The sequence below is a fragment of the Mesorhizobium sp. WSM3860 genome (assembly GCF_002294995.1).
GTDB lineage: Bacteria > Pseudomonadota > Alphaproteobacteria > Rhizobiales > Rhizobiaceae > Mesorhizobium.
In genome coordinates, this window is the sequence record NZ_NSGF01000005.1 from 57,360 (window position 1) to 74,654 (window position 17,295).

Below are 17,295 nucleotides of genomic sequence, written 5' to 3' on the forward strand. Positions count from 1 at the left end.
AATCAATGGAACGTCGATACCGGGTCCCCAAGCCGGTTGGCGTCGGGGCTCACTCCTAAGCCAGGCGCCGAAGGGGGCGTGGCATGGCCTTTGACGTTCCGCGCCCCTTGACCTGGAACAGGATCGACGGCCAGGTGGTGATGGCAAAGCCAGCTCGCCAGCCTGTTTTCGCGCGGGGTGGAGGACGCAAGGTGTATCGCTGCTGTGTCGGCTAGGGCGGATCCCCCAAGATCCTCCAGATGCATCTGCCACCCGACAGACACGCCGAAGTCGCGAATTTGTCTTGCCTTCGTCAGCCCGCCAACGCGATTAGGCTTCACCTTGACGCCCTCGCAGGCACCGAGCTTCCACGCATCAAGATGATCCTGGAAGGTATGTAGGCACTCATCAAGCATAATAGGTTGTTTGACCCGGCTTGCCACTTGCGCGCATTGCGCAAGAGTTTCGCAAGGCTGCTCGACCCATCCACGCAAGGCGACATTATTCAAGACTTGAACCGCAACGGCAGGAACCCACGCGCGGTTTACGTCATAGGTGACCGTTTCGTCTGGACGCAGCGCCGCCTCGATTGCCTCGATTCTCGAGATGTCAACGACAGGGTCACTGCCACCAACCTTCGCCGAATGCGTCCGATATCCATGCTCGTAGGCCTGACGGATCAGCGCGATCATCTCGTCGTTCGAGCCGGTAGAAATAGACGAGTTGACGGCAACCGAATCGGCTTTGTCGCCTCCAAGCAACCGCCAAAGAGGCATTCCAGAAACGCGCCCCAGTATGTCCCAGCACGCCATATCGAGTGCTGATTTGACGTAGTGGTGGCCAGGTAACGCGACGTCCATCGTGCGATTGATCGCATCGAGAGCGCAAGGGTCTTGGCCCAAGAGAGAAGGCGCCAGCGTTCCAATTCCAGCGCGAATACCGGGCCCATGCGCGGGTAGATAGGTGTTGCCCCAGGGGCATCCTTCACCCCAACCCGATATGCCTTCATCGGTGTCGATCCGGACGAACGTGCTGTCGAGCTTATCGAACCGAAGCCGTCCTCCCGATAGCCAATATGGTTTCGAGAGAGGGAGGTCTAGCTGCCAAACCGTTATACTGGTGATCTTCATAGCATCCCTTGCTCCTGCAGCACTTTGCGGGCAACGCGAAAGCACTCGAGCGCTTGGGGAACGCCGCAATAGATGCCGACAACGTGGATAACAGCGCGGATTTCGTTCGTTGAGACGCCATTGATAATGGCGCCGCGGCAATGGGTTTCCCATTCATGCATTTTGCCCAAAGCCGCGATCATGGCGAGGTTCATCAGCGAGCGCGTTTTTGGGTCAATCGTTTCATCGCCCCACCCGAAACCCCAGCACCAAGCAGTCATCGCTTCTTGAAAGGGCCGAGTGAAATCATCAGCCGCAGCGAGATTGGCTTCGACATACTTTGCTCCTAACGTGGCCTTGCGCTTGGCAAGGCCAACGTCAAACAAATCCTGTTGCAATGGAATTCTCCTTTACCGAATGGCAATCGCTATGTTTTTGGTTTGCAGGTAGTTCCAAAGCGCCTCACGGCCTTTTTCGCGCCCGTAGCCTGATTTGCCGTAGCCGCCAAAAGGCGTCTCGACGCCCCCGGCGTACCACTCGTTGACGAACACCTGTCCGGCTCTCAAGCGCCGGGCGGTCTTCATGGCGCGATCGACATCTGCCGTAAAAATGCCGGAGACCAAGCCATAGTCGGTACCGTTCGCAAGACGCAGCGCCTCATCGTCACTGCCGAACTTTAAAACCGAGAGAACAGGTCCAAAGACTTCCTCCTGTGCGATCGACATGTCCGGTGTCACCTTGTCGAACACGGTCGGCTCCAAGAAAAATCCTGGACGGTTGAGACGCCTCCCACCGACTACCGCCCTCCCTCCCTGCCGCTCGGCTTGCTGACACATGGATTCAGCTCGATTGCGCTGCGAGTCCGAAATCATGGCGCCCATGTTGGGACCGAACTCGGGCCTATCGACGCCAGGACCTGCTGAAATGGACCGCGCCATGTCCGCAACGCGCTCAACAACTTCGTCGTGCACATCCTCATGCACGATCAGGCGAGACATAGCCGAGCACACCTGGCCTGCGTTGAAGAAAATTCCCCAACGAACATTCGACACCAGGTTGTCCAGGTTCGCGTCCGGCCAAGCGATGGCTGCGGATTTGCCGCCCAATTCAAGGACACACGGAACCACATTTTTGGCGGCGGCCGACGCGATACTGACCCCTGTTGCAACCGAACCGGTGAAAACGATCTGATTTACGTCGGGGTGGCTGACGAGGGACGCGCCCGCCTCGCGGCCCAAGCCGCAGAAGATATTCACCGCCCCCCGCGGCAGCCCCGCGTACTCGGCGGCGCTTGCGATGAACGAATTGGTCAGAGGGTCGAGCTCAGGCGTCTTTACAACGCATGCGTTGCCTGCTGTCAGAGCCGCCGACAAGGAGCGTGCGGTCATCTCAAGTGGATAGTTCCAGGGAACGACATGCGCGGATACGCCAAACGGTTCGTAGACCGTGAAATCGTAATAGCTGTCCCCGAGGGGTATGGAACGACCTTCGATCGTTTCGCACTGATTGCCGTAGTACTCGAAATATCGTGCCGCCCCTTCGACCTCAATGCGGGCCTCCCAAAGCGGCTTGCCCGCTTCGCGGCATAACACGTAGGCAATCTCATCAATATGATCGAGCAAATAGGTGCCCATCGCCCGCACCATTCGACCCCGCTTGACTGGGCGCATTTCTGTCAGCGCGCCGGCCTCATGGCAGGCCTTGGCAGCCTTCACGGCGCGATCAACGTCTTGCGCGCTCGCCAAGGCCTGCTGCGCAAGTGCCTCTCCGGTAGCAGGATCATCAACGGTGAGATTCCCTGCACCGCCGTCAACCCACTCGCCATCTATGTAGTTCTGCCAATAGGGTTTGATCTCAGACATCGACAGCTTCACGCATCCATTGCTGCAACAAGCGTACCGAGTGCTCAGAGTTCACACCGCAGTTCGGATCAATGACGAGCGGACCCGGTCTGTATCCGCGATTGTGCAAGCCGCGCTGGACGGCCTCGACAATATGGATATCCTCTTCGACGGTAGTTGCTCTGTCTTGGATCGCCAATTTTCGGATGATGTCGGATTCGGCGCCGTCGATCGTATACCAACCACGCCAGACGACGACCTCGTCGACATTCTTGATGCGCCAGTGATAGGTGTTGAGAACGTTGCCGGGATAAACCTGAAAGGAAAATGTCGGCCAAAGAAACCAGGATGCATATTCCCCTGCGCGCGCATTGGCGTTGAGGTCAATGGGGTAACTCATTCGGTCGAGGTTCTGGCATTCGGTAGTATGACGCAAGCAATAGCCCTGAGGCTGGATGTCATAGGTCTCGGGCTTTATGACCCCTGTAGCGAACGTCTTATGGTTCAGAGCACAGTGGTAGCACTCGGAATAATTTTCGATCGATACCTTCCAGTTGCAGTTTTCGGGAATCTCAACCCATTCCAGTGGCTTCAGCTGGTTGATGTGAGGGACAAATTCGGTCAGCTCCTGCCTAACCTTTGGGAACCATTCGTCCATCGGTTTGGCGTCCGGGTCGAGATTGACAAAAACGAACCCGCAAAACAGTTCGACTTTCACGCTGGTCAGACAGATGTCGTTGCGATCAAACCCCGGTACGGCATTGACGTTGGGACCGCCTCGAAGCTTGCCCGTGAGTTCATAGGTCCAGGCGTGGTAGGGGCATACCAAAAGCCGAGCGTTTCCGCTTCCCCTTATCAACTCGTGCGCGCGATGCTGGCATACGTTGTAAAAAGCGCGGACCTGGTTTTCTCTGTCGCGAATGCAGAATAGGCTCTGCCCTGCTAGCTCGAAGGTAAAATAGTCGCCAGGTTTTTCCACCAAAGAGGAGTGGCCTGCAAATTGCCACGTCCGGCTCAGAAGTCCGTCTTCTTCTTTGGTGAAAATTATAGGGTCGGTATAGTAGCGGGCCTCCAGCGACCGCAGGGGTTTCGGCGACACTGACGAAACGTTCATCGTGGTTCCTCTTTCCAATAGACACCAAGCTCGTAGCGGCGCTTATGAAAGCGCTCGATATTACTGACTGCATCGGCTGCCGCTTCCGCCACCACGAAAGCAACGATCGTTTCGAAAAGCGCCGTCAAGGCAACGGTAGACGGGAAAAACTGAGGCGTGTCGGTCGGTATGACGAAACGCTGGTCGGCGCGGGCAAGGATAGGCGACGCGGGGCTGTCGGAGATGCCAACGACCTTGATGCCATACGCTCGAGCCAAATCTACGGCCTCGACAACCTCGCGCCGGTACGGCTTGAACGTCATAGCAATTAGGAGATCACCTTTCTCGGCGCGAACCAACCCGTCGACAGGAAGGGATCCCTCGCGTGGAATCGCGACGACGCTGTCCACCGCCATGCTTGCCAGATAGGCGAAATTTCGCGCAACTGAACTCGCAAAACCTAAGCCCAAGACGTAGGTGGTGCGCGCTTTTACAATGGCATCGGCGAGTTGCTTGATCTCGGACGCGCTTGTTCCCGAAAACAGGCCTTCGATATTTTCGATCGATGTGGATGCCATCTGGCTGTACAGGCTGGCCAGTTTACCGCCTTTGGATAGCGACTGCAGCCAGCGGGCCCGATCGGGAAAGTCCTCGCGTCCGCGCATCACTTGCTCACGAAAGGGCCTACGAAAATCCTCGTAGCCATCAAAACCAAGCGCGCGCGCCATTCGCACCAGCGTATTGGGCTTTACGTCTGCACCTTGCGCCATCCTTCTTATCGACGTGATGCTGATCATGTTCGAATTCTCGAGCACGTGGGCAGCTGCCTTCTGCAATTCGGGAGTGAATGTGGATAGCCGGCTCGTAAGATCGTCGAGAACCGTTGTGGCTGTTTTTCCATTTGGTACATTCATGTGTTTCATCCTTGACAATCGTACACTTGTTCGGTAGCTGTGTCTACAGGCAGTTTCTCGGGAGACGACAATGAGCATATCTCACGCGCGGGTAGTAATCATAGGCGGGGGCATCATGGGATGCGGCCTCGCCTACCACCTTGCGCATGAAGGCTGGACCGACATCGTGTTGTTCGAGAAGGCCGAGTTAACTTCGGGATCGACGTGGCATGCGGCTGGGCAAATCACGCATTCGACGTCGAGTTTTTCGCTCGGCAAATGCGTCGGCTACAATATCGACCTCTATTCCAAGGTGCTCGAAAAGGAGACTGGGCAGTCCGTGACCTGGCATGGATGTGGGTCTTTACGGCTGGCTTACACGGATGACGAACTCGACTGGCTCCGTCAGACGCTGAGCGTCGGAAAGGCGCTGGGCTTCGCCATGGAATTGGTAGATCTGGAGCGCATCAGACAGCTTCACCCCTTTTATAATCTCGAAGGCGTGCAGGCGGCGCTGTACACGCCGGATGACGGCCACGTTGACCCTTCCGGTGCCACTTTCGCACTTGCGCAAGGTGCACGCCAGCTCGGGGCCAAGACCGTACGTCAATGTCGGGTCTTGGACGTAAAGCCGGAGCCCAATGGCGAATGGCGCGTCTTTACAGACCAAGGCGAGGTCGTTTGCGAGCATGTCGTTAACGCTGGTGGCACTTACGCGCGCCAGGTCGGCAAATGGGTGGGGCTCGACGTGCCCGTCACCTCGATGACACACCATTACTTGATAACGGACACTGTTCCGGAATTCATGACGTTGGAGAAGGAGCTTCCGGTCGTCCGGGATGATCGCTTGGTATCCGGCTACATTCGGATGGAGCAGAAATCGGGTTTGATCGGTATCTACGAGAAGGCGAAGCCCAACGCCGTTTGGATCGAAAGCTGCCCATGGGAAGCCGAGCATGAGCTGTTCGAGCCTGATTACGATCGCATTATGCCTTGGCTCGAAAATGCCATGGGTAGAATGCCTGTGCTCTCCCAACTCGGCATCAAGCGGGCTGTGCATGGTGCCATTTCACACCCCCCGGACGGGAACCCGCTGATCGGTCCTGCGCCTGGGCTTAAGAATTTTTGGCTCAATTGCGGCTGTCAGATTGGTATCGGATGGGGGCCAGGGCTGACGCGCGAACTGGCCCGTTGGATGGTCCACGGCGCCGCCGACATCAACATGCGCGACTACGATCCGCGGCGTTTTGGCAAGTTTGCTGATCAAAACTACCAAGTCACCAAGGCCAAAGAGGATTACCTTCTTCGCCATGAGATACCCTTCCCAAACCTCAACCGTCATCACGGGCGGCCGGTCAAGCCAAGTGCACTTTACGACCGTCTGCAGAAGCGTGGTGCTGTGTTTGAGGAGGTCTATGGTTGGGAGCGCCCCCGCTGGTTCGCAAAGGACGGTCTTGAGCAGAAAGACTACTACTCGTTTCGTCGACCCGCCTGGTTTCCCCTCGTTCAGAAGGAAGTCAGCGCGGTGCGCGAATGTGCCGGCCTGATGGATATCTCGGCCTTCTCGAAGGTTCAGGTGTCAGGCCCGGACGCTGCAGTGTTCGTTGATCGACTGATACCGAACCGGCTCCCGTCGAAAACCGGCCGAATTGGTCTTACGCATTTGCTCAACGACAGGGGACGCATCGAGCTGGAAACGACGATCGTTCGCTTGGCGGATGACAGCTTCTATTTCACCTGCGCTGCCTTCTTCGAACAGCGCCTCCTGGATCACCTGACGTTTGCGCGTACGGCAAACGAATCCGTGACCATCACCAATCTTTCGGACAGGTGGGGGGCGCTTGCGCTCAACGGGCCACGGTCTCGTGACATTCTGGGACCGAATACCGAGGCTGCTCTTACAAATGCTGCTTTTCCCTGGCTGACGGCTCAAGAAATCGAAGTCGCCGGGCAGAAGGTTTGGGCGTTTCGCATGTCCTATGCGGGCGAGTTGGGCTGGGAATTCCATGCCTCTAGAGAAAGCCTGCCGGCAATCTATGACGCCCTGCATGCCACCGGCAGCGCCTTCGGCTTAGTCGATTACGGCTCATTCGCAATGAACGTCATGCGCCTGGAAAAGATGTTCAAGGGAGCAGGTGAATTGACCAATGAAGTGACGCTTCCAGAGGCCGACGTCATGCGTTTCGTAAAGTTGGACAAGCCTCATTTCGCCGGAAAGCAGGCGACGTTGGAAGCAATGGAGAGAGGCCCGGGTTGGATTTGCGCTTATCTTGCGATCGAAGCCGACGGCGTGTCCGATGGAAATGGCGGCGAAGCTGTCTTGCTGGGTGATCGGCAAGTCGGCTCCGTTAGCTCCATTGCTTATTCCTCGACTGTCGGGAAAATCCTGGCGTTCGCCTACATCGCTCCCGAAGCTGCGCGGGTAGGAACGAATTTGCAGGTCATGGTGCTGGGCGAGCCTCGAGCGGCGACGGTTCTGGGCGACGCCGCCTTCGATCCGGACAATGTACATCCACGGGTTGATGCGGAAAGCTCAAGCACGACCAAGAAGGTTGCGGCACATGCTTGACACCGGCGTGAATACGAGCGCGACACAAAGCGATTGGGTGAGCCGAGCGAAGGCGGTCCTGCCTGGCGGTGGATTTGGAAATTTTGATCCTTCCATCGTCATACGAAAAGGCCACGGCGCTCACGTCTGGGACGAGAATGGCAAGGAGTATATCGACTTGTTGATAGGCTCGGGACCTATGATCCTGGGTCACGACAATCCCGAGGTCATCGAGGCCGTTCGCGAGCAAGCGACGAGGGGGCTTACCTTTTTCGCCAGCAACAGGCATGCGATCGAACTTGCAGAAATCATGTGCGAGGCGGTGCCGTGTGCAGAAAAGCTTCGATATGTTTCGACGGGCGGCGAGGCGGACATGTTCGCTATGCGTCTCGCACGAGCGCATACTGGTCGCGATAAGATACTAAAGTTCGAGGGCGGCTATCACGGGATGTCGTCTGAAGCCCTTATCAGCGTTTTTCCGGACCAAATTGGGAATTATCCCAACGGTGTTACAGACTCGGCTGGGATTCCGGAGCAAGTCCGCGACGGCGTCTTTGTCGCGCCATTCAATGACATTGAATTCCTGCGTCAATTCCTGGCGGAGCATGGCTCGAAGATTGCTGGAATCATCGTGGAACCGCTCCAGCGCTTGATCCCACCAGCGCCAGGCTTCTTGGAGACATTGCGCGAGGAAGCGTCGAAGCGAGGTATCGTTCTAATCTTCGACGAAGTCGTCACCGGGTTTCGCCTTGCCTATGGCGGCGCTCAAGAGCGATACGGCGTGGTGCCCGATTTATGCACCTTGGGCAAGATCATCGGAGGCGGCCTTCCGCTTGCCGCTATTGCGGGTAAGACGGAGATCATGGCCCACTTCGACAAAGCAGCTGTTGGGAAGGACGGGTTCACCCTCCAAATCGGGACGTTGAGCGGTAATCCGCTTGCCGCTGTGGCCGGGCTCAAAACCTTGGAAATCCTCCGTCGACCCGGTAGCTATGACCGTCTTCGCGGTTATGGCGTAGGCGTCATGGGCATGCTCAGCAACGCGCTAGACCAAACCGGTATTGCTTACCAGATCGTCGGGGATCCAGTGCTGTTTGACGTGGTCTTCACAGAAAAAACCGTGAAATCGTATCAAGACGTCGCAAAAGGCAATTCCGCGGCTGCCGGTAGATTTAACACCGCCCTGCGTGAGAAGGGGATCTTCAAGTCTCCGGGCAAGATCTATCCATCCCTTGCCCTGATCGACAGTGATCTGGCCTGGACGAAAGAAGCAATCGATCACGCTGCCACTAGGCTGCTGGCAGCATAGAGCACAAAGCATTCCCTGAGGAACATATGCAGGACAATGTTGTCATTGTCGGCACGGGGCAGGCTGCGCTCTCGTGTGCCGTAAAATTGCGCGACTCGGGCTACGAGGGCGCCGTTACCATGCTTGGTGATGAGCCCTGGCTGCCCTACCAAAGGCCGCCGCTGTCCAAGGCCTATTTGAAGGGCGAGACAACTGCGGACCGATTGGAGTTTCGTCCTCAGGAGTTCTTCGCAAAAGCCGGAATTGGGGTCGAGCGGGACAGTCGGGTTACCTCTATCGATCGCAGCAACCGAAGCGTTACAACATCGGACGGCAGAAGCTATGCTTATACCAAGCTCGTTTTAACCACAGGCTCGCGGGCACGAACCCTTCCGGATGTGATGACGCACGGCCTGGATGGGATTCTGACCCTGAGGAGCATCGCGGATGCCGATCGCCTTCGGCGCGCGTTAGCAAGTGCAAAGCGCATCGTCGTCGTTGGCGGCGGTTATGTGGGGCTGGAAGTTGCTTCGATTGCTGTGCGAATGGGCAATGCGGTTACCATCGTCGAAATGGCTGACCGTGTCCTCAAGCGCGTCGCAGGCGCTCCAACGGCTGAAGCGATCGAAGAGCTCCATGCGCGCCACGGTGCGACCATTCTAACCAATGCACAGCTGACAGGATTTTCCGGCCACAGCGGCAAAGTCGCTGGCGTTGCCTTGGAAAGCGGCACCATGCTCCCTGCAGATTTGGTTCTGGTCGCTATTGGTGGCACGGCGAATGTCGAGCTCGCCGCCGAAGCCTGCCTGACAGTCGAGAATGGGATTGTCGTTGACAGATTGGGACAGACCTCCGGCACCGACATCTATGCGGCTGGCGATTGTGCCGCTTTTCCTTTTGGCGGCCGGTTAATCCGCCTCGAATCGGTGCAAAACGCCATCGAGCAAGGCGGCGTAGTCGCCAATGCCATTTTGGGCAGGCCAGTGGAATATGAGCCCGTTCCGTGGTTTTGGAGCGACCAGTACGACACCAAGTTGCAAACGGCGGGTCTGGCGCTTGACTACGATGACATCCTTGCGGTGTCCGTGGAACAGGGCTGTTCGGCGTTTTGGTATTTTCGCGATGGCTTGGCCGTGGCCGTCGACACGATGAACGACCCAAAAACGCATATGGCAGCGCGCCGGCTCTTCGGAGCTCGTGTCGAGCTCCGGCGTGAACTACTCCTAAAACCTGACTTCAACCTCATGCAGTACGTTCGTACGGCCGCCGACCCGTCTGGATGAATAAAGGAAAAATCCGATGAAAGTGCTTGTGCCCGTGAAGCGGGTTGTGGATGCCAACGTCAAGGTCCGGGTGAAAGCCGACGGACTGGGCGTGGAGCTTGCCAACGTCAAGATGGCGATGAACCCGTTCGACGAGATCGCGGTCGAGGAAGCGATCCGCATCAAGGAAGCCGGCAAGGCTGAGGAAATCATCGTCGTCTCGGTCGGCCCGCAGCAGGCGCAGGAGACGCTGCGCACCGCGCTGGCCATGGGCGCCGACCGGGCCATTCTGGTCAAGACCGACGAGCAGACCGAGCCGCTCGGCGTCGCCAAGGTGCTGAAAGGCGTGGTCGAGGCCGAGAAGCCCGGCCTTGTCATCCTCGGCAAGCAGGCGATCGACGACGATTCCAACCAGACCGGCCAGATGCTGGCCGCGCTGCTTGGCTGGTCGCAGGGCACCTTCGCCTCCAAGATCGAGCTCGCCGGCGACAAGGCCAAGGTGACGCGCGAAGTCGACGGCGGCCTGCAGACGGTCGAGCTGAAGATGCCGGCGATCGTTACCGCCGATCTCCGCCTCAACCAGCCGCGCTATGCCTCGCTGCCCAACATCATGAAGGCCAAGAAGAAGCCGCTCGACGAGAAGAGCCCGGCCGACTTCGGCGCCGACGTCAAGCCGCGCCTCAAGGTGATCAAGACCGAGGAGCCGGGCGGCCGCAAGGCAGGCGTCAAGGTGAAGTCGGTGGCCGAGCTGGTCGAGAAGCTGAAGAACGAAGCCGGCGTTCTGTAAGGCATCGGGAAAGGACAAAGAAAATGGCAATTCTCCTCATCGCCGAACATGACAACGCAAGCCTTTCCGACCAGACCGCAAAAGCGCTGTCGGCGGCTCTCCAGATCGGCCAGGAGGTCGACGTGCTGGTGGCCGGCAAGGGCGCCAAGGGCGCAGCCGACGCCGCCGCCAAGCTGAAGGGCGTGCGCAAGGTGCTGCTCGCCGAAGCCGACGAGCTTTCGGAACGCCTCGCCGAGCCGACCGCGGCTCTCGTGGTGTCGCTTGCGGGCAGCTACGACACGATCGTCGCGCCGGCGACCTCTGCAGGCAAGAACATCGCGCCGCGCGTGGCAGCCCTGCTCGACGTCGCGCAGGTGTCGGAGATCATCGAAGTGGTCTCGCCCGATACCTTCAAGCGGCCGATCTATGCCGGCAACGCCATCCAGACTGTGCAGTCGACCGACGCCAAGAAGGTCATCACAGTGCGCACGGCTTCCTTCGCGGCAACGCCGGAAGGCGGTTCGGCCTCGGTCGAAACGGCCAACGCCGCCGCCAATCCCGGTCTTTCGTCGTTCGTCGAGAACAAGCTTTCCGAGAACGATCGTCCCGAGCTGACCTCGGCCAAGATCATCATCTCGGGTGGCCGTGCGCTGGGGTCGTCGGAGAAGTTCCAGGAAGTTATCCTGCCGGTCGCCGACAAGCTCGGCGCCGCGGTCGGCGCCTCGCGCGCCGCGGTCGACGCCGGCTACGCGCCGAACGACTGGCAGGTCGGCCAGACCGGCAAGGTGGTCGCGCCCGATCTCTATATCGCCGTCGGCATCTCGGGTGCTATCCAGCATCTGGCCGGCATGAAGGATTCGAAGGTCATCGTCGCCATCAACAAGGACGAGGAAGCCCCGATCTTCCAGGTCGCCGATTACGGCCTGGTCGGCGATCTCTTCGTCATCCTGCCGGAACTGCAAAAGGCGCTCTCAAGCGGCTGAAAGATGGGAAATCGGTTCCGATCCTCGCTAGAGGCAGGAAACGACGCGGCGTCCTCTGGTCGTATGCCACCAAACTTCAGGCGGTGACAGAATGAACTCAATAAATAACCGACTCGTCAGCCAGGGGAGATTGGACCCCGTAAACTTAGATGCCACGGCCTTCATGCCATTGGCTGATGGAACGACGGAATTTTTGATAATTCTTGTTCCGGGATTCTCGCAACTGTGTATGTCGTCCTTCATCGATCCACTGCGGTATGCAAACAGATTGTCCGGGCGCGAGCGGTTTCGATGGAAATTGATAAGCGACGACGGCACCCCCGTGATGTGTTCCAGTGGCATCCAAGTATGCGTGGAGGCAAGTCTTAACGCGGAAGCCAAGCTTCTGAAATCAAAGCGTCTACCCGATGGAATCGTGGTGTGCACGGGGGAGGGTGTCGAACACTATCGATCAGCATCATTGGTGTCCCTTCTACGCCAGTGTGCGCGTCAAAATGTCAGGCTTTACGGACTGGGCACCGGCGCTTGGGTCCTCGCTGCGGCCGGTCTGCTGTCAGGCACGCGTTGCACCATCCATTGGGACACGATGGCAGCCTTCTCTGAGACATTTGAAGGCCTTAAGCTGACTGACGCCCTCTTCGTCGAGCAGCGAGGAATAGTTACTTGCGCCGGCGAATTTGCCGCCTTTGATCTTGCGATTAGCTCGGTGGAATCGCGATGTGGTGCCGACGTGGCGCGATCGGTCTGCCGCTTCCTCACAGCTGATCGATGGCGCGAAGGGGAAAGCTCCCAATCTGCTCCCCTTGGGCTTCGCTTTAGCGGCGCCAGCGAAAAGCTAATCCGCATCATTCGAAGTATGGAAAATTCTGTAGATGAGCCGTTGACGATTAGCGCTATTGCGGAACAGCAGGGCCTTTCTTGTCGGCAAATTCAGCGCCTCTTTCTTCACCATCTCAAGTCGTCCCCGATGCGATATTATCTTTTACTCAGAATTACTCGGGCGCGCCAACTACTCGAACTAACCGATATGTCCGTGCTGCAGGTTGCAATCGCTTGCGGTTTCGTCTCATCATCGCATTTTTCAAAATGCTATCGTGACCACTTCGGTGAAGCGCCGAGCAGTATGCGACGCGGTTAACGAGATTTTCCCGTGCGTAGCCCTGGCGATCCCAAACACTGATGAGCCAAACGGAGTCAGTTCCACGTCGGCACGTGCCAACTTGAGCGGTGCGTCGCGCCAATACTTTGCGCGCAAGCTCGACAAAACCGAACGACCTACTGCAACTCTCGCGCACGTCCAGCGCCATTCCTGGTTTCCCAGATCGAGTCGAAGTTGCGTAACATCACTTCCGCGACGCTGAAGGTGTGCTTCCCTTGCCGGGAAGTCAGGCGAGCGTCGATGTCGGGATAGATAAAAAAAGGAAGGGAAATTCGTTCGGCCGGACCGGTGTGCACGACCTGATGGGGCGTGCTCTTGAATCGATCATCGCTCAAGGCTTGAAGCATATCGCCCAGATTGACAACGAGACTGTCGGGCAAGCTCGGCGCCGGCACCCAGCGTCCCCCGAACCACACCTGCAAGGAGCGCGTGGGGAGTTCCTCCTGCAGCAGCAGGGTGAAGAACCCATTGTCGGTATGCTTTCCGGCCGTGCCGCCTGTGGATGGATATCGGATCACGCGTTGCAGGACCGTCGGCGGGTTGAAATGGCGTTGGAACCAGCCCTCTTCCATATCGAGCAGGTCGGCCAGCGCGGTCCCGAGCTGCGGCACAACCTCGTTGACCACGGTAGCCTGCAAAGCAAGCAGGCTTCGAGCGAAACCAGGAGCCAACGCTTCATCCGGAAGGCGTGTTCGACCAGCAAACGGACGCCGGTCACCTTCATTCTCGATTCCGAGGTCGAACATCTCCTTCGGATCGGGGCCGGCGTCGGGATGTAGCACCTCGCCGTGCAACGGACTGTATCCGCGAGCGGTCGGGGGATACACGTATTGGGCGGCGTGACCGAAACGTTCCTTTGTCGGCTGTGGCAACGCGAAGAAGCGCCTGGAAGCCTGGATCGCTTCTGAGATCTGTTCTTTCGGGATTCCGTGCTCAAGATAGAAGAATCCGTACTCTTCGCAGGCCAGGCGCAAGTTTTCGCGCTCTTCCTTTCGCGTTGCATCAGCGGCCAGTTTCGCCAGCGAGATTTGCGGTAGTGTGGTCATAACTGTTTCTCCGTTGATGCCGTGGCTCTATCGGGTACCTGGAAGACCCAGTAGTGTGCGCCTTCCTCCGCGATGTATCTGCCGTCGATTAGACGCTGGGTCGTCACAAGCACGCCCGCATCCTCCAGACGACGCACCTCATCTACAAAGGATGTTGCCTCCGCATAGCTTTTGCGGGTGCTTGCTATGATGAATCCGTTGGGACGCGTGACGCGAGCCAGTTCGCGCAGTGCGTCCGGTCGGATGTGACCGACCGTGAAGACCCCGCAGCAGACCGTAATATCATAGGTGGCACCGGAGCAGTCGGAGAGCGGCCCGTTAAGGTCGACATTGGCTTGGATGTGCCGGTAGACATCAGTTTTCCGGGCCTCTTCCGCCATCTCCTCGGAGAGGTCGATCCCGTCAATCAACTGGAAGCCGAGGCGTTTCAGTTCCACGCCAACGAGACCTGTTCCGCAACCAGCATCCAGGATTTCGATGGCTGCTCGCTTATTGGCCAAATAAGCTGTCTGCACGGTGCCCGCCAGTTCCGCAACGATCGTCGGCCCGCAGTATCCATCGCGGCCGACATCCAACTCGTAGGAATTGACCCATCCGCGATAGAAGTGGACCAAGCTACCGGCGTCGCCGTCGAGGGCATGGGAATCCTTGATGCGCTTTCGTGAGGCTTGCGCCAATGCCGTCTGCTGATCGAGAGTCATGACAGTTCCTCCATTTGGGGGCAGATGAGATGCGGCATCGTCAGCGGCGAAACGGCACCGGCTAGATGCACAAGCCGCTGGCTGCTGTATTGCTGAGCATGGCTATCCGACCATGCGGAGGCGCCCACGCTCCAGGTGATAACGTCGTGGATCAAGACATCGCTCAGGCCCATCCCGCGTCCAAGATCAAACGCCTCTTCAAGAATCAGGCGATTGACCTGGGTGAGCTCGTCGACCAGGGACTTGAGCAAGTGGATCTGGATGTCAGTGAGTGGGACGTCGTCGAGCGGGAACACATGCTCCCGCTTCGGTTTGGTCCGACCGAGGGAATCGGTAAGGAATTCTTGGTCTAGAGGATACCCAGGGTCGGCACCGTACTTGGATGGCGTGCGGTAACCCGGCACTTGCAATCGAACGCCGAAGACCACCTCCGCCAACTCGACAACTCGGAGATGGCTGTCGTATCGATCGAACTTCCGTCCCGCTTCTCTATAGCGCTCTTCGACCGCGCGCCCGATCGGCAGTCCCACGCCGAGTTCGTCGGCCAGTTGGACGGTCAAGCCCATGTCCTTGATCGTGATCTCCAGAGTGCAAGAGCGATCGTAGCTGCCATCCAGGAGAAACGGGACGAACTGCTCGATTGCAACGGAGTTGGCGGACGAGGCGACAAACTTGCGCCACGCTTGCTGCGCTGGAATGCCTTCGCGCACGCTTCGGCAGAGCGCGTGCCCGCTCGCAACGGCTGCAGCATAAAAGAGTAGGTTCGTCAGTAGTTTGACTGATTGGCCCTGACCGATATCTCCGACATGGAAGGAGATGGCTCCCATGGTTTGTAACACCGTCTGGCAACGCCCATAGGCCTCCGATGGCCCGCCCACGAAGAAGCTGACATTGGCGAAATCGACCCCCATGTGGGACAAGTTGCTTACGGGCGCTTCTAGTGAATCCACGCCTATTGCTGCGGCCCGGCGGGCGATCTCGACCGTGTTGTGGTAGTCGGTGGTGGACGTATCAATCCATACGCTCCCCGGTGGCATTCCGGCCAAAGCGCCTTGCTCGCCCGTCATGTTGTCAAAGACGTCGTGTGGCAGCGGCAGGCAGGTGATGACAATTTCGCAATCGCGAGCCGCGTCGCTCGGTGCGTCATGCCACCGGGCGCCCTTTTCGACCACGTCTTTCGCAGCCGGGGGATCGATGTCGTAGACGCCCACCTGATAGCCGGCCTGCAGGAGCTTGGCGATCATCGGTCGCCCCATGCTGCCGGTACCAATAAATCCTACCCGTTGGATGTTGGGGAAATGAGCGGCGCTCATAGACGTTAGGGCAGACACTAGCTTCCTTTCACAAATACAGCCGCGCCTTATTTCAATTTGGGCCCGGACCACCTCATAAATGGAATGAGGTCATGACCACCTCAAAATAGAATAAGCGCTAGATTTAGAGTGGTGACAAGCGAAGATATATATAAAGTTGTTGCAGTTGTATTGCAAATGTAACGGCGCTATTAAATTTGTCGCGGACAAAATTCACAATTGGGATAAGGACGGAGTTAGAGAGGCGTTCATCCGGGTCGACCACCATCAACGATCATGGTGATCCCCCGCATCGGTGCCGCGGCCGCCATCTAGGTGGACGCAGGACCGAAATGAAATAAAAAGTCTCAAAGAGAGAGCGAAGAGTTGCGGGGCCTCCAGCCTCTACTAAGAGGTCCCAGACCGCAAGATTGCCGAGCTGAAGCCTGGCGCCGTGTACCGCGGCCCGAGAAAGGGAAAAGGAGACCTTACCCTGCCGAGGAAAAAGCAACGTCCAGCTGTTCAGTCACAACTGTGGAAATTAGAGACGACCGATTCTTCAGAAGGCAATCGATCGCTGTACTTTCGCCCGAACTCTGCGAATTCCTCGACACAGCTGCCAGTCCTATCCTGCTCCGCTTTTGAGGCGGTCTACCTGTACAACTGCACAGGATGCCAAAACCCCTAGATTTGGGCTCCAATGGCGTGGAAGTTTCCGGAGGAGGCCTTCTATGACCGCGTTCATTGCGCCCGATACTACATCAACCTGCCGACAATATCGTGGGCAATCCATCGCCAGCCTTTACCTGCGCCTTCACGCGACGTTTGGCGCCGGCCGCCGCAGCCGGCAACCTATGAAGACGATTCTGTTGACCCGCTCACACCGCGCTGATCGTTGCTGCGCGTCGATAGCCAGTTTGCTGATTGCCTGCGATTTCTTTCCTCGGCAACGTCAATCGCGTCCGGTTCGACAAAAGGGCACCACTGATGTCTGGTGCTTTCGTCGCTGCTGTTCCGCCCGATCGCATGATGCTTCAACGTTTCTGGGCGGGGAGGGGAGCGGCAGTCATGCGAGTTCTTTTGACCGACGCTGATCAGGCCGACTGGTGGGAGGAAAGATCATACGATTACACCAGCGGTCTGACGCCACGCGGGTGGGCCTGGGAGTTCTTGCGCCGCAATCCAGCATTCCAGCGTGCTGTGATCGCAGCGCCTCAGCAGGCCAACCCCTTGCCTCACCAGCCGTCTATCGACATGGTCACGCCGACCGGTGACTTGTCACGCTGGGGTGTCCTGTTTCGCCGAGTCTTATGGGCGAAATTCGGTCGTATTCTG

The 17,295-nt window shown here is 57.9% G+C and carries 14 protein-coding genes; 6 read left to right on the forward strand and 8 right to left on the reverse strand.

Annotated features, from left to right (window positions below):
* Window positions 1–2: 2 nt before the first annotated feature.
* The 5 genes from CK220_RS10850 to CK220_RS10870 are packed head-to-tail and all read right to left on the reverse strand — an operon-like array spanning window position 3 to window position 4,936.
* Window positions 3–1,109, reverse strand: coding sequence for a mandelate racemase/muconate lactonizing enzyme family protein (locus tag CK220_RS10850; protein WP_095811531.1), 1,107 nt, complete (start codon window positions 1,107–1,109; stop codon window positions 3–5).
* On the reverse strand, window positions 1,106–1,486 hold the full coding sequence (locus CK220_RS10855) for a carboxymuconolactone decarboxylase family protein (RefSeq protein ID WP_095811532.1): 381 nt from the start codon (window positions 1,484–1,486) through the stop codon (window positions 1,106–1,108). The genes CK220_RS10850 and CK220_RS10855 overlap by 4 nt, the downstream gene beginning before the upstream one ends.
* A 12-nt stretch (window positions 1,487–1,498) precedes the next feature.
* Window positions 1,499–2,950, reverse strand: coding sequence for an aldehyde dehydrogenase family protein (locus CK220_RS10860; RefSeq protein ID WP_095811533.1), 1,452 nt, complete (start codon window positions 2,948–2,950; stop codon window positions 1,499–1,501).
* Complete coding sequence (locus CK220_RS10865; RefSeq protein WP_095811534.1) at window positions 2,943–4,043, reverse strand: aromatic ring-hydroxylating dioxygenase subunit alpha; 1,101 nt, start codon at window positions 4,041–4,043, stop codon at window positions 2,943–2,945. The genes CK220_RS10860 and CK220_RS10865 overlap by 8 nt, the downstream gene beginning before the upstream one ends.
* Entirely contained in the window at window positions 4,040–4,936 is an 897-nt protein-coding gene (locus CK220_RS10870) for a MurR/RpiR family transcriptional regulator (RefSeq protein ID WP_245429101.1), read from the reverse strand. Before CK220_RS10870 ends, CK220_RS10865 begins: the two co-directional genes overlap by 4 nt.
* A gap of 70 nt (window positions 4,937–5,006) precedes the next feature.
* On the opposite strand from CK220_RS10870, the gene CK220_RS10875 reads away from it, so the two are divergent.
* The 6 genes from CK220_RS10875 to CK220_RS10900 all read left to right on the forward strand — a co-directional run bounded on the left by CK220_RS10875 (window position 5,007) and on the right by CK220_RS10900 (window position 12,900).
* Window positions 5,007–7,484 carry an FAD-dependent oxidoreductase gene (locus CK220_RS10875; protein ID WP_095811536.1) on the forward strand — a complete coding sequence of 826 codons (2,478 nt, stop codon included), beginning with the start codon at window positions 5,007–5,009 and terminating at the stop codon, window positions 7,482–7,484.
* Entirely contained in the window at window positions 7,477–8,772 is a 1,296-nt protein-coding gene (locus tag CK220_RS10880) for an aminotransferase class III-fold pyridoxal phosphate-dependent enzyme (RefSeq protein ID WP_095811537.1), read from the forward strand. Before CK220_RS10875 ends, CK220_RS10880 begins: the two co-directional genes overlap by 8 nt.
* A 26-nt stretch (window positions 8,773–8,798) precedes the next feature.
* Entirely contained in the window at window positions 8,799–10,034 is a 1,236-nt protein-coding gene (locus tag CK220_RS10885; RefSeq protein WP_095811538.1) for an FAD-dependent oxidoreductase, read from the forward strand.
* 16 nt (window positions 10,035–10,050) lie between these two features.
* Entirely contained in the window at window positions 10,051–10,800 is a 750-nt protein-coding gene (locus tag CK220_RS10890; protein WP_095811539.1) for an electron transfer flavoprotein subunit beta/FixA family protein, read from the forward strand.
* A 23-nt stretch (window positions 10,801–10,823) separates the two neighbouring features.
* Window positions 10,824–11,762 (forward strand): electron transfer flavoprotein subunit alpha/FixB family protein, encoded by a 939-nt coding sequence (locus tag CK220_RS10895; RefSeq protein WP_095811540.1) that lies wholly within the window; start codon window positions 10,824–10,826, stop codon window positions 11,760–11,762.
* A gap of 91 nt (window positions 11,763–11,853) precedes the next feature.
* Window positions 11,854–12,900: a GlxA family transcriptional regulator gene (locus CK220_RS10900; RefSeq protein WP_095811541.1), complete on the forward strand. Its 1,047-nt coding sequence runs from the start codon at window positions 11,854–11,856 to the stop codon at window positions 12,898–12,900.
* Between the two features lie 137 nt (window positions 12,901–13,037).
* Here CK220_RS10900 and CK220_RS10905 read toward each other — a convergent pair whose 3' ends face one another.
* From CK220_RS10905 to CK220_RS10915, 3 genes are read right to left on the reverse strand one after another with little or no spacing between them, the layout of a single operon-like run.
* Window positions 13,038–13,967: a 2-oxoglutarate and iron-dependent oxygenase domain-containing protein gene (locus CK220_RS10905; protein ID WP_095811542.1), complete on the reverse strand. Its 930-nt coding sequence runs from the start codon at window positions 13,965–13,967 to the stop codon at window positions 13,038–13,040.
* Window positions 13,964–14,668, reverse strand: coding sequence for a class I SAM-dependent methyltransferase (locus CK220_RS10910; protein WP_095811543.1), 705 nt, complete (start codon window positions 14,666–14,668; stop codon window positions 13,964–13,966). The genes CK220_RS10905 and CK220_RS10910 overlap by 4 nt, the downstream gene beginning before the upstream one ends.
* Complete coding sequence (locus CK220_RS10915; protein ID WP_095811544.1) at window positions 14,665–15,981, reverse strand: NAD(P)-dependent oxidoreductase; 1,317 nt, start codon at window positions 15,979–15,981, stop codon at window positions 14,665–14,667. Before CK220_RS10915 ends, CK220_RS10910 begins: the two co-directional genes overlap by 4 nt.
* Window positions 15,982–17,295: the final 1,314 nt, after the last annotated feature.

Coding starts and splice junctions, on each gene's coding strand:
- CK220_RS10850 (WP_095811531.1), bottom strand. CDS start 1,109: ATGAAGATCACCAGTATAACGGTTTGGCAGCTAGACCTCCCTCTCTCG.
- CK220_RS10860 (WP_095811533.1), bottom strand. CDS start 2,950: ATGTCTGAGATCAAACCCTATTGGCAGAACTACATAGATGGCGAGTGG.
- CK220_RS10865 (WP_095811534.1), bottom strand. CDS start 4,043: ATGAACGTTTCGTCAGTGTCGCCGAAACCCCTGCGGTCGCTGGAGGCC.
- CK220_RS10870 (WP_245429101.1), bottom strand. CDS start 4,936: ATGAATGTACCAAATGGAAAAACAGCCACAACGGTTCTCGACGATCTT.
- CK220_RS10875 (WP_095811536.1), top strand. CDS start 5,007: ATGAGCATATCTCACGCGCGGGTAGTAATCATAGGCGGGGGCATCATG.
- CK220_RS10880 (WP_095811537.1), top strand. CDS start 7,477: ATGCTTGACACCGGCGTGAATACGAGCGCGACACAAAGCGATTGGGTG.
- CK220_RS10885 (WP_095811538.1), top strand. CDS start 8,799: ATGCAGGACAATGTTGTCATTGTCGGCACGGGGCAGGCTGCGCTCTCG.
- CK220_RS10890 (WP_095811539.1), top strand. CDS start 10,051: ATGAAAGTGCTTGTGCCCGTGAAGCGGGTTGTGGATGCCAACGTCAAG.
- CK220_RS10895 (WP_095811540.1), top strand. CDS start 10,824: ATGGCAATTCTCCTCATCGCCGAACATGACAACGCAAGCCTTTCCGAC.
- CK220_RS10900 (WP_095811541.1), top strand. CDS start 11,854: ATGAACTCAATAAATAACCGACTCGTCAGCCAGGGGAGATTGGACCCC.
- CK220_RS10905 (WP_095811542.1), bottom strand. CDS start 13,967: ATGACCACACTACCGCAAATCTCGCTGGCGAAACTGGCCGCTGATGCA.
- CK220_RS10910 (WP_095811543.1), bottom strand. CDS start 14,668: ATGACTCTCGATCAGCAGACGGCATTGGCGCAAGCCTCACGAAAGCGC.
- CK220_RS10915 (WP_095811544.1), bottom strand. CDS start 15,981: ATGAGCGCCGCTCATTTCCCCAACATCCAACGGGTAGGATTTATTGGT.